Raw genomic sequence first — 11,971 nt, 5'->3', positions numbered from 1 at the left:
GCCATGAGGCGCTAAAGTGATATCACTTAGATAGGCCGCTGATTACTGAATCAGTCGGCGACGAGAAACGGGGACCCACCATGTCCACTCACGACCCCTCGGCCACCACCGAAGTCGCCACCGACACCGTCGACACACCCGAGATGCCCGCCCCGCGCGTGCACGAGTTCCCCGCGCACAGCGTGGCCGGCGGACTCGCGCTGCTGCTCGGCCTGGTCGGACTGCTGGCCGGCGCCGGGATGATCGCCTTCGGCGCCCAGGTGGACGCGGCCGGCCTGAAGGCGGCGCTGATCACCGTCGGCATCCTGGTCGGGGTCGCCGCGTTCCTCGCGATGTGCGGGCTGAACACGGTGTCGCCGGGCGAGGCCCGCGTGGTGCAGCTGTTCGGCCGCTACCGGGGCACCATCCGCGAGGACGGACTGCGCTGGGTGAACCCCTTCACCTCCCGCGAGAAGATCTCCACCCGGGTCCGCAATCACGAGACGGCCGTGCTGAAGGTCAACGACGCCTACGGCAACCCGATCGAGCTCGCCGCGGTCGTGGTGTGGAACGTGCGGGACACCGCGCAGGCCAGCTTCGAGGTGGACGACTTCCTGGAGTTCGTCGCCACCCAGACCGAGGCGGCCGTCCGGCACATCGCCATCGAGTACCCCTACGACTCGCACGACGAGGGCGGTCTCTCGCTGCGCGGCAACGCGGAGGAGATCACCGAGAAGCTGGCCATAGAGCTGCACGCGCGCGTGGAGGCGGCCGGCGTCCGGATCATCGAGTCCCGCTTCACGCACCTCGCGTACGCTCCCGAGATCGCCTCGGCGATGCTCCAGCGACAGCAGGCGGGCGCCGTGGTCGCGGCGCGCCGGGAGATCGTGGACGGGGCCGTCGGCATGGTCGAGGCCGCGCTCCAGCGCATCGCCGAGCAGGGCATCGTGGAACTGGACGACGAGCGGAAGGCGGCGATGGTGTCCAACCTGATGGTGGTGCTGTGCGGGGACCGGGCGCCCCAGCCGGTGCTGAACACCGGGACCCTCTACCAGTGAGTGACGCAGCCGAGGGTTCGACCCCTCAGCGTCGGCCGCAGCAGCGCAAACAGGTGCTGCTGCGGCTGGATCCGCTGGTCCACGACGCGCTGGCCCGCTGGGCCTCGGACGAACTGCGGTCGGCGAACGCGCAGATCGAGTTCCTGCTGCGCAAGGCGCTGAAGGAGGCCGGGCGGCTGCCCGGCGACACCGGGCCCCTGCCCCGTCGCGGCCGGCCCCCCGGCGGCTCACCCCCCGGGCCCCCGCCGGCCTGAACGGCTTCGCCCTCGCCTGCACAAAGACAGAGGGAGCACCGACAAGCCCCCGGACGGTCCGGCTGTCGCACGCCGGTCCCGAGACGGGCGCCGAGCCTGTGGCAGAACAGTGACAATCGGCCCTCACCTGCGCACTCGCACTCCTCGCCGCCTCTTGCGCACAGGACCTATACACACCGGGTATACACTGCATGTACAGTCCTCCTCATGTCCATCGGTCACACCCTCCTGGGACTCCTTGAGTCCGGGCCCCGCCACGGTTACGACCTCAAGCGGGCCTTCGACGAGAAGTTCGGTCACGACCGGCCGCTGCACTACGGCCAGGTCTACTCGACGATGTCGCGTCTGCTGAAGAACGGGCTCGTCGAGGTCGACGGCATCGAGGCCGGCGGCGGTCCCGAGCGCAAGCGGTACGCGATCACCGACGCCGGGATCACCGACGTCGAGCAGTGGCTCGCGACGCCCGAGAAGCCCGAGCCGTATCTCCAGTCGACGCTGTACACCAAGGTCGTCCTCGCCCTGCTGACCCAGCGCGACGCGGCCGACATCCTCGACACCCAGCGTGCCGAGCACCTGCGCAGCATGCGCATCCTCACGGACCGCAAGCGCTCCGGCGACTTCGCCGACCAGCTGATCTGTGACCATGCCCTGTTCCATCTCGAGGCCGACCTGCGCTGGCTGGAGCTCGCCGCCGCCCGGCTCGACAAGCTGAAGGCCGCGGTGATCGCGTGAACGCCCCCGGGGGATCCCTGCTCGCCGCCGAGAACCTGCACAAGGCGTACGGGCCGACGATGGCGCTGGCCGGCGCCGAGTTCTCCATCCACCCCGGCGAGGTCGTCGCGGTGATGGGCCCGTCCGGGTCCGGCAAGTCGACGCTGCTGCACTGCCTCGCCGGGATCGTGACGCCGGACTCGGGTTCGATCATGTACGGCGGCCGCGAGCTGGCGACGATGAGCGACGCCCGGCGCAGCGAGCTGCGGCGCTCCGAGTTCGGCTTCGTGTTCCAGTTCGGGCAGCTCGTGCCGGAACTGACCTGCGTGGAGAACGTGGCGCTGCCGCTGCGGCTGAACGGCGCCCCGCGCAAGCAGGCCGAGCGCACCGCCCTGGGCTGGATGGAACGGCTGGAGGTCGACGACCTGGCCAAGAAGCGGCCCGGTGAGGTGTCCGGCGGACAGGGGCAGCGGGTGGCCGTGGCGCGCTCGCTCGTCACCAGCCCGCGCGTGGTGTTCGCCGACGAGCCGACCGGCGCGCTGGACTCGCTCAACGGCGAGCGCGTGATGGAACTGCTCACCGAGGCCGCCCGGTCGGCCAGCACGGCCGTCGTCCTCGTCACGCACGAGGCTCGGGTGGCCGCCTACTCCGACCGCGAGATCGTCGTACGGGACGGGAAGTCGCGGGACATGGAGCGGGCCATATGAACTTGCGCCAGTGGTCCAGGGATCTGGGCCTGGGGGTCCGGTTCGCCTTCGCCGGCGGCCGGGAAGGCTGGATACGGGCCGTACTGACCGCGGTCGGCGTCGGGCTCGGCGTAGCGGTCCTGCTGCTGACGACAGCGGTGCCGAGCGCCATGGGGGTACGCCACGACCGTGAACAGGCGCGGCTGGACTGGCCGTTCGGCAGCGAGCAGCCGGCCAAGGGCGACGACACCCTGCTGATCGCGCAGGCCGACACGACGTTCCGTGACAAGGACGTACGCGGTCGGCTGGTGGAACCCGAAGGATCGCGCGCGCCGCTGCCGCCCGGCCTGAGCCGGTTCCCGGCCGAGGGCGACATGGTGGTCTCGCCCGCGCTGAAGAAGCTGCTTGCCGCCGACGGTTCGGCGCTGCTGCGGGAACGGCTCCCGTACCGCATCGTCGGGACCATCGGGGAGAGCGGACTGATCGGCTCCCAGGAACTCGCCTACTACTCGGGCACCACCGAGCTCGCCTCCCACATGGAGGGCTACGGGGCGACCCGGTTGAAGGAGTTCGGGAACCCGAACCCCTCGAAGGAGGACACCGACCCGGTGCTGCTCCTGCTGATCCTCGTCGTCATCGTGGTGCTGCTGATGCCGGTGGCGGTGTTCATCGCCGCGGCCGTGCGGTTCGGCGGTGAGCGGCGCGACCGCAGGCTCGCGGCCCTCCGGCTGATCGGTTCGGACGGCCGGATGACCCGGCGCATCGCGGCGGGCGAGGCGATGGCCGGGGCGCTGCTGGGCCTGGTCCTCGGCACGGTCTTCTTCCTGATCGGCCGCCAGGTGGCGGGGTCGGTCGAGGTGATGGGCATCAGCGTGTGGCCCAGCTATCTCGACCCCTCCCCCGCGCTGGCCGCGCTGGTCGCGCTGGCGGTGCCGGCGGCGGCGGTCCTTGTCACCCTGTTCGCCCTGCGCGGTGTGGTGATCGAGCCGCTCGGCGTGGTGCGCACGGCGAAGCCCGCACGGCGTCGGCTGTGGTGGCGGCTGCTGCTGCCCCTGGGCGGCTTCGCGATGCTCTACCCGATGGTCGGGCAGGGCCAGACCAACGGCGACTTCAACCAGTACATGGTGAGCGGCGGTGTCATCCTGATCCTCGTCGGCATCACCGCACTGCTGCCGTGGCTCGTGGAGACGGTCGTCAGCCGGCTCGGCTCCGGTGGTGTCGCCTGGCAACTGGCCGTACGAAGGCTCCAGTTGAGCAGCGGTACGGCGGCCCGGATGGTCAACGGCATCGCGGTGGCGGTGGCCGGTGCGATCGCGCTCCAGATGCTGTTCGCCGGCGTGGACGGCGACTACACCGAGGCCACCGGCCAGGACCTCACCCGGGCACAGATGCAGGTCCGGGTGCCGGACGGCGCTCCGCTGGCCGCGACCGCCCAGAAGTTCGCCGACACCAAGGCCGTCAGCAAGGTCACGGCCCTGTGGGAGGGCTACCTGGGCGACTCCTCCTGGAACAGCGAGAACGGCCCGAACCTCTCCACCGAGCTGACCGTGGGTGCCTGTCCGGCGCTGCGCGAGGTGGCGAAGCTGCCCTCGTGCAAGGACGGCGACATGTTCGTCCTCGACGGCGACGAGTACTCCGCCGACGGGCCGCAGATGAACAAGCCCGGCAAGAAGCTGTACATCGAACCGTCCAGCTCAGGGGAGAGCCAGGACATCGTCTGGACCGTCCCCGCGGGCATCACCGAGGCCCACTCGGTCAAGGGCCTCACCGACTTCAAGCGCGGCGGCTTCCTGATGACGCCGAGCGCGCTGCCCGCGGCCGCCGAGAAGCTGGCCACCGGTGAGATCTACCTGTCGATCGACGAGTCCGTGCCCGACGCCTACGAGTACGCCCGCAACACGGCGTTCCACGTGGCTCCGCTGGCCGACCCGATGATGTGGTCGTCCACCCGGCAGGACACGAAGTTCACCACCATCCGCACCGGTCTGCTCGTCGGCTCGGCCTGTGTGCTGCTGCTGATCGGGGCGAGCCTGCTGGTCTCCCAGCTGGAGCAGCTGCGCGAGCGCCGCAAGCTGCTGTCGTCGCTGGTCGCCTTCGGCACCCGGCGGCGGACGCTGGGCCTGTCGGTGCTGTGGCAGACGGCGATCCCGATCGGGCTGGGCCTGCTGCTGGCGATGGGGGTGGGGATCACGCTGGGCGCCATCCTGCTGAAGATGACGGACACGCCGGTGGGTGTGGACTGGGCGAGTGTGCTGTCGATGACCGGCTGCGGGGCGGCCGTCGTCCTGCTGGTGACGCTGCTGAGTCTGCCCCCGCTGCTCAAACTGCTGCGGCCGGACGGCCTGCGCACCGAATGAGCACGGTGAGCGCGGTGAGCACGCGCTGAACAGACGGTCCCTCCCCACCCGGGGAGGGACCGTTCCGCGTTCAGAGCTGGTACTCCCGCACCACCCTGCGCACCTGGGCGAACAGCATCCCGACGTTGACGGACTTGCGGCAGACGACCACCGCGACGACGTCCTGCTGCTCGGTCATCCTCACGAACAGGTGAGTGAGGTTCTCACTGTTGACGAGGATCTCCTGGAAGAAGTGGTTCTCGCTCTGGACCCCGCGCCGCTCCTTGAAGACGTCCTCGATCATCACGACCGTACGGCCCTGGAACAGGTCGAGCGTCGCGCCCGCCAGCAGGTCCAGGACCTCGGGCGGATGGTTGTCGACGGTCTCGTAGGAGAGCAGCATGCCGGTGGACATGTCGACGACGCCGGAGGCGACGCAGTCGGGGGCATCCGTGCGCAGTGACTTGACCAGGCCCATGACCTGATCGGAGAAACCTGGGGTCATACGTTTCGTCGCCATCCCTTCAGACTCCTTCGGCGGTCTTCACGGTCGTCTCGGTCCGGTCGGTGAGGATCAGATCGATACGGCGCAGGGCGGGTTGGGTCGCCCGGTGCAGGCGCTCCACGTCCATACCCTCGTCGCCGAGTACGACCATCAGCGCGGTGTCGCCGACCGCGTAGAACGCGGCGCAGCCGTGGCTGCCGTAGGCCACCGTGCGGTGCAGGGCGCCGCGGGCGGTCGCCTCCGCGGTGCGGCGGGCGAGGCCGAGGCCGGCCGCGGCGAGGGCGGCGAGGCCCTCCGGGTCGATGGAGTCGGCGGTGTCGGCGGCGATGAGCAGTCCGTCCGCCGCCGCCAGCGCCGTGTCGGTGATACCGGTCACCTGCTCCCGCAGGCCGCGCATCTCCCGCGCGAGGGCTGTGTGGTCCATGAGTGCAACTCCCCTAATTCTGATCGCATATGACCGTCTTTTTTCTGTGGGGGTTTACGTGCATTTTTCTGCTGCTGTTTTCTGCCGGAGTTTCTGCGTGGGGTTTCTGCGTGGGGTTTCTGCTTGTTCCCTGCGTGGGGCTGTTATCTCGCCGTGGGGTTCCGCAGGCGGAAGAACTCCTTCCAGCCGGTGCCGTTCCGTTCCGTCGTGAGGGCTTCGTTGATGCCGCTGGCGCCGGGACGACGGCGCGGCAGGGTCGTCGCTTCCGGCACCGGCGGCTGCCGGGGCGGGGCCGGTTCGCGGGGGCGTATGCCGTGCCCGTCGGGCGGCAGCCGGACCGGGATCGGCCGGGGCGCGTCCACGCACTCCAGGAGCCCCTCCCCCAGCATCCGGGCCACCTCGACGGTGACCGTGTAGACCCCGCGCCCGGTACGGAAGGCGAGGTCCCGGGCGGTGCACCGGCCGTCGGCGTGGGCGAGCAGCTCGCGCTGGAGCACACCGAGCCGGCCCGCCGCGTAGGACAGGGAGGCGGGCACGGGCCGCTCCCGGTCCGGGCGCACGGGGTACGGCTGCTCCAGGAGCGCGCCGAGCTTGCGGGACGCCACCTGGAGCAGCCGGGTGGGCGGTTCGCCCACGGCGACCGGGGCGGGCGGCGGCCCGGTCGCCGGACCGCGTTCGCAGCCCTCGACGCTGCCCGCGACGACCGCGAACACGGCGTCCTGGAGGGCCATCGCGCAGACCACCCGGAGCTGGGCGGCCCCCGCGTAGCCGTGGGCGATCAGCCCGGCGGCCGGCCAGCGCGCGCCGCCCGACTCACGCACCAGTCCTGCCCACTCCTCGCCGCCGATCCGCCCGGAGCGCAGCAGCAGCGCCTCGGGCGCGGGCGCGCCCGGTGACTCGACGGCGACGACCAGCCCGCCGTGCAGATGGAAGGTGCCGCCGGGCGAGCCGAGGACGCGCAGTTCCCCGGTGAAGCCCTCCCGGCCGCACGCGGCAAGGTCGCGTGCCAGCAGCTCGTAGCCCGACATCACTCCCCTTGGACCTCTCGCACATACGCCTGACGCGTAGCGCTGAGGAGGGAATGTGTATCAGTCCGTGCGCATATTCCAGCGAGGGATTTCCGACCTGCCCTCAGCTGACGGAAGTTGCTCCGCCGATGGACTCAATTCGCTTTGTTCGGCGCCCATTTGACCGATTGAAAGACCTCGGTCGTTCCCTCAGGGAGCCTTGTCCGCGGGCGTCTCGGGCGCCGCGGAGCCCGCCGGAGGAGCCGCCGGGGGAGGCGTCGGAGAAGCCGTCGGGGCCGCCACCGGTGCCACGCCCACCGCTGTCGCGCCCCTCGGCCGCGGCGCGTGCCGCAGGGCCTGTTCGCGGGAGTAGGTGTGCAGGTAGCCCACCACCGTGTTGGTCACGGCCACCAGGGGCACCGCCACGATCGCGCCGCCGATGCCCGCCACCATGCCGCCCGCGGCGACCGACAGGACCACCGCCAGCGGGTGGACGCGTACCGCGCGGCCGAGGATGAACGGCTGGAGGATGTGGCCCTCGATCTGCTGCACGGCCAGCACGACCGCCAGGGTCATCACCGCGGTGAACACGCCCTGCGTGACCAGCGCGACCACGACCGCCAGCGCGCCGGAGGCGACCGCACCGACGAGCGGGATGAAGGAGAACAGGAAGATGAAGACGGCGAGCGGGACGGCCATCGGCACATCGAGGAAGTAGATGCCGAGTCCGATGAAGATCGCGTCGATCAACGCGACTATCACCGTGCCGCGCACATACGCCGTGAGCGTCGCCCAGGCCCGCGGGCCCGCGCCCGCCACGCCCGGCCGGGCCGCGGCCGGGACCAGCTTGAGCGTCCACTCCCAGATGCGCTTGCCGTCGTACAGCAGGAAGAGTGTCGAGAAGAACGCCAGGAGGATGCCGGTCAGCGCCTCCACGACGACGGTGACACCCTCCAGGCCCGCCGAGGTGATCGAGTCCGTGTTGTCGCCGATGGCGTCCCGCAGGTTCTTGGCGATGCCGTTGATCTGCTTGTCGGTGACGTGGAAGGGACTGTTGAGCAGCCAGCGGCGCAGGTCGTCGATACCGTCCTGGACCTGGTCGGAGAGGTTGTCGATGTTCGCCATGACCTGCCAGGTCACGAACCAGCCCATCAGCCCGATGACGACGAACCCGAGGATCGCCGTCAGCGCGGTGGCCGCTCCGCCGGGCACTCCGGCCCGCTTCAGCCGGGCCACGGTGGGCTGGAGGAGCGCGGTCAGGAGCAGCGCGACCACGAAGGACATGACGACCAGTTGGATCGCGCTGATGGCCTTCATCAGCACCCAGACGGTCCCGGCGAGTACCAGCAGCCGCCAGCCCGCCTCGGCGGCGACCCGGACCCCCCACGGCACGGCCTGGGCGGGGTCGGGACGCGGGGCGGAGGGCACGAGCTCCTCCGGGTAGGCCTCGGCGGACGGCACGGCGGTGTCGGACGGCGTCGGCTCCGGCTCGGCGGCGCCCTCCCGCCTCTCCCGCTCGACCTCGGCACGCCGTTCGTCGAGCCGCTCACCCATCTCGCTCAGTCCGGCACCGAGCCGGCCGAGCCACCCTGGAACTCGCGACATGATCCGTCCTCTTCCCCCGTCTTCCCCCACCACTCCCCCTGGAGTCGTCGCTCCCGGCCGTACCGACCGTACAGGGCGAAAGCCCCTCCCCCTAGGACGGGGAGGGGCTGCGCGGGGTTGAGCGGCCGACGGCGGATCCGGCTCAGTACGAGCCGTTGGCCAGCCAGTAGTTCCAGGCGTCGCAGGGACTGCCGTAGCGGTCGTTCATGTAGTTCAGGCCCCATTTGATCTGGGTGGCCGGGTTGGTCCGCCAGTCGGCGCCGGCGGACGACATCTTCGAGCCGGGATAGGCCTGGACGAGACCGTAGGCGCCCGACGAGGGGTTGACCGCCTGGTAGTTCCAGGTGGACTCGTGGTCCACGATGTTGCTGAAGCACTGGAACTGGCCGCTGGGCACCATCTGGCGGGCGATGGCCTGGACCTCGGCGACGGTGTACGACGCCTGCTGCGGGAAGCTGCCGGCCGACGAGGTCGAGGCGACCTCGGTGGTGGCCTTGGTCTCCGCGGCCGCCTTGTCCTTGGCGTCCTGGACGGCCTTCGCCTTGGCCACGGCGGCCTTCTGCTTGGACACCGCGTCCTTGGCCGCCTGCTTACGGGCGGATTCCTCCGCGGCCTTCTTGGCGGTGGTGTCCGCGGCGATGGCCTGGACGCCGGCCTGCTGCGTCAGCGAGGCCGTCTGTACCTGGGCCTGCTGCCCTACGGGTAAGTCCGAGAGGAGGGTCGATTCGCCCGCCGTCGCCTCGGCGTCGTCGTTGGGCTGGGCCACGCTGCCCTGGGCGACTCCCATGACAGCGCCGACAGTGGTGACCGCGGTGGCCGAGGCCACGGCGAATCCCCGGGCCGATATCCGGCTCATGCGGTTTCCTTCTGTTGTGCCGTCGGGTGGAGAACTGCACGACCAGGGCCGCGTGGGCTCAGTACCAGTGGTTGGCCTGCCAGAACGACCACGCCTCACACGGGCTGCCGTACCGGCTGTCCATGTAGTTGAGGCCCCACTTGATCTGGGTGGCCGGGTTGGTCTGCCAGTCGGAGCCGGCGGACGCGTACTTGCCGGCGGGCAGGGCCTGGAAGAGTCCGTAGGCGCCGGAGGAGGCGTTCACGGCGTGGTAGTTCCAGCTGGACTCGTGGTCCACGATGTTGCTGAAGCACTGGAACTGGCCGCTGGGCACCATCTGGGCCGCCATCGCCTGGATCTGCGCGATGGAGTAGGAGCTCTGGATCGGGAAGTCGCCCGAGCTGCGGCTGGCCTTGGCCTTGGCCTCCGCGCGGTCCTTGGCCGCCTTCTCGGCGGCCTCCTTCTTCGCGATCGCCGACTTGGCGGCGGCCTTGCGGGCCGACTCCTCGGCGTCCTTCTTCGCACCCTCGTCCGCGGCGATGGCCTGTACGTTGGCCTGCTGCGTGAGGGATGCCGTCTGCACCTGGGCCTGCTGGCCCACAGGTATGTCGGCGAGGAGCGTCGCGTCGCTGGCCGTCGCTTCTGCGTCGTTGGGCTGCGCGACGCTGCCCGAGGCAACGCCGACGACGCTTCCGACAGCGGTGACCGCCGTGGCCGAGGCCACTGCGAATCCCCGGACCGAGATCCGGCTCACACGGTTTTCCTTCCAGCATCGCCCGCTTCGGTGACCCTGGCGGACGCAATCGTGCCCTTGACGCTGGTCTCCGAACTGCGGGGTCACAGGAGACACGGGCCCGGTGGGCAACTCCCGATGAGGAAGCGCCACATGGTGCACGGGCGGCATACGACGGTCGGTATGGAGTTGAAGGTGATGCTCAAGCGGTGCCGTACTGCTGGGGGCACAGGTGTGTCGCATGCGGGGCCTGACAGGACTGAGACTTTGCCGTAACCAGACTGCGCAAGGCAATTCCGAGTTGCGTGTGAAAGCTCACACCTGTGGTGACCCTCGGGATTTCGCGAAACCCCCACATACGCCGACGCCGCCCGACTAGGCTCACAGCCTTTGTCGGACGGCGCCAACCACCGCTTGTCCCCAGTCAATTGGGGCGGGTCATTCAGATCTGCCCATCCTCCAGCATTTCGGTCACAAGTGCTGCGATCTGGGACCTCTCGGACCGATTCAGCGTGACGTGCGCGAAGAGCGGATGACCCTTCAGCTTCTCGACGACGGCGACCACGCCGTCATAACGCCCGACCCGCAGATTGTCCCTTTGCGCCACATCATGGGTCAGAACCACCCGGGAATTCGCGCCGATTCGGGACAGAACGGTGAGAAGCACATTCCGTTCGAGTGACTGCGCCTCGTCGACGATCACGAAGGCGTCGTGGAGGGAACGGCCCCGGATGTGGGTCAGGGGCAGGACCTCCAGCATCCCTCGCGCGGTGACCTCCTCGATGACCTCGCGGCTGGTGACCGCGGACAGCGTGTCGAAGACCGCCTGCGCCCAGGGGCCCATCTTGTCGGCCTCGGAACCGGGCAGATAGCCCAGCTCCTGTCCGCCCACCGCGTACAGCGGCCGGAAGACCATCACCTTCTGGTGCTGGCGGCGCTCCAGGACCGCCTCCAGACCCGCGCAGAGCGCGAGCGCGGACTTGCCGGTGCCGGCCCGGCCGCCCATCGACAGGATCCCGACGTCCGGGTCGAGCAGCAGATCGAGCGCGATGCGCTGCTCGGCGCTGCGGCCCTTGATGCCGAAGGCCTCCCGGTCGCCGCGCACGAGGCGGACGTTGCCGTCGGCGGTGACCCGGCCCAGGGCCTTGCCCCGCTCCGACTGGATGGTCAGACCGGTGTGCACGGGAAGGTCGGCGACCTCGGGCACATGGATGTGCCCCTCCTCGAAGAGGATGTCCACCTGCTCGCCGGACAGGGTCAGTTCGGACATTCCGGTCCAGCCGGAGGAGCCCGTGATGGCGAGCTCGGCGCGGTACTCCTCCGCGAGGAGGCCGACCGACGACGCCTTGATCCTGAGCGGGAGGTCCTTCGACACGACCGTGACGTCGAAACCCTCGGCCTGGAGATTGCGGGCGACCGCGAGGATGCGAGAGTCGTTGTCACCCAGGCGGTAGCCGGAAGGCAGCACGCTGGGGTCCGAGTGGTTGAGCTCGACACGGACGGTGCCGCCGAGTTCCCCGATCGGAATGGGGGCGTCGAGGCGACCGAACTTCACCCGGTAGTCGTCCAGCAGGCGCAGCGCCTGCCGGGCGAAGTAGCCGAGTTCCGGATGGTGCCGCTTGGCCTCCAGCTCCGTGACCACGACGATGGGGAGCACTACCTCGTGCTCGTCGAAGCGGGTCAGGGCGTTCGGGTCGGCCAGCAGGACGCTGGTGTCGAGAACATAGGTGCGCCGGTCTGGCATACGGCGCTTTGTGCTGGTCACCACGGAAGGACGTACCCCCTCGGATGAGGTCGGGGAGCGACGGAGTGGAGCTGGACCGGTCGTCGGCCGCTTC

Annotated in this window: 12 protein-coding genes; 5 read left to right on the top strand and 7 right to left on the bottom strand. The window is 69.9% G+C overall.

All coding sequences use genetic code 11. The features are described from left to right. The first annotated feature begins 80 nt into the window (after window positions 1–80). The 5 genes from G9272_RS28685 to G9272_RS28665 all read left to right on the top strand — a co-directional run bounded on the left by G9272_RS28685 (window position 81) and on the right by G9272_RS28665 (window position 5,045). Complete coding sequence (locus G9272_RS28685; protein WP_171399204.1) at window positions 81–1,037, top strand: SPFH domain-containing protein; 957 nt, start codon at window positions 81–83, stop codon at window positions 1,035–1,037. Next, window positions 1,034–1,291 carry a hypothetical protein gene (locus G9272_RS28680; RefSeq protein WP_171399203.1) on the top strand — a complete coding sequence of 86 codons (258 nt, stop codon included), beginning with the start codon at window positions 1,034–1,036 and terminating at the stop codon, window positions 1,289–1,291. Before G9272_RS28685 ends, G9272_RS28680 begins: the two co-directional genes overlap by 4 nt. A gap of 207 nt (window positions 1,292–1,498) precedes the next feature. Further along, window positions 1,499–2,023 carry a PadR family transcriptional regulator gene (locus G9272_RS28675; RefSeq protein WP_171399202.1) on the top strand — a complete coding sequence of 175 codons (525 nt, stop codon included), beginning with the start codon at window positions 1,499–1,501 and terminating at the stop codon, window positions 2,021–2,023. Next, on the top strand, window positions 2,020–2,709 hold the full coding sequence (locus G9272_RS28670; protein WP_171399201.1) for an ABC transporter ATP-binding protein: 690 nt from the start codon (window positions 2,020–2,022) through the stop codon (window positions 2,707–2,709). The genes G9272_RS28675 and G9272_RS28670 overlap by 4 nt, the downstream gene beginning before the upstream one ends. Continuing rightward, window positions 2,706–5,045 carry an ABC transporter permease gene (locus G9272_RS28665; protein WP_171399200.1) on the top strand — a complete coding sequence of 780 codons (2,340 nt, stop codon included), beginning with the start codon at window positions 2,706–2,708 and terminating at the stop codon, window positions 5,043–5,045. The genes G9272_RS28670 and G9272_RS28665 overlap by 4 nt, the downstream gene beginning before the upstream one ends. A gap of 70 nt (window positions 5,046–5,115) precedes the next feature. Here the strand turns inward: G9272_RS28665 and G9272_RS28660 are convergent, their stop codons facing one another. The 7 genes from G9272_RS28660 to G9272_RS28630 form a co-directional block, all read right to left on the bottom strand. Next, the gene (locus G9272_RS28660; RefSeq protein ID WP_028806553.1) at window positions 5,116–5,544 is read right to left on the bottom strand and encodes a hypothetical protein; all 429 of its coding nucleotides are present in this window, start codon (window positions 5,542–5,544) and stop codon (window positions 5,116–5,118) included. Between the two features lie 4 nt (window positions 5,545–5,548). Then, on the bottom strand, window positions 5,549–5,953 hold the full coding sequence (locus G9272_RS28655; RefSeq protein WP_171399199.1) for a roadblock/LC7 domain-containing protein: 405 nt from the start codon (window positions 5,951–5,953) through the stop codon (window positions 5,549–5,551). Window positions 5,954–6,096: 143 nt separating this feature from the next. Beyond that, entirely contained in the window at window positions 6,097–6,981 is an 885-nt protein-coding gene (locus G9272_RS28650; RefSeq protein WP_171399198.1) for a MarR family transcriptional regulator, read from the bottom strand. Window positions 6,982–7,170: 189 nt separating this feature from the next. Then, window positions 7,171–8,565, bottom strand: a complete 1,395-nt coding sequence (locus G9272_RS28645; protein WP_171399197.1) for an AI-2E family transporter — start codon at window positions 8,563–8,565, stop codon at window positions 7,171–7,173. Between the two features lie 142 nt (window positions 8,566–8,707). Beyond that, entirely contained in the window at window positions 8,708–9,421 is a 714-nt protein-coding gene (locus G9272_RS28640) for a transglycosylase SLT domain-containing protein (protein WP_171399196.1), read from the bottom strand. 58 nt (window positions 9,422–9,479) lie between these two features. Continuing rightward, window positions 9,480–10,154 carry a transglycosylase SLT domain-containing protein gene (locus G9272_RS28635; protein WP_171399195.1) on the bottom strand — a complete coding sequence of 225 codons (675 nt, stop codon included), beginning with the start codon at window positions 10,152–10,154 and terminating at the stop codon, window positions 9,480–9,482. Window positions 10,155–10,575: 421 nt separating this feature from the next. After that, window positions 10,576–11,901, bottom strand: coding sequence for a PhoH family protein (locus G9272_RS28630; RefSeq protein WP_028806556.1), 1,326 nt, complete (start codon window positions 11,899–11,901; stop codon window positions 10,576–10,578). Window positions 11,902–11,971 lie beyond the last annotated feature (70 nt).

Origin of the sequence: Streptomyces asoensis (assembly GCF_013085465.1) — a bacterium.
Lineage (GTDB): Bacteria > Actinomycetota > Actinomycetes > Streptomycetales > Streptomycetaceae > Streptomyces > Streptomyces cacaoi_A.
This window is presented reverse-complemented; position numbering and strand designations above follow the sequence as displayed.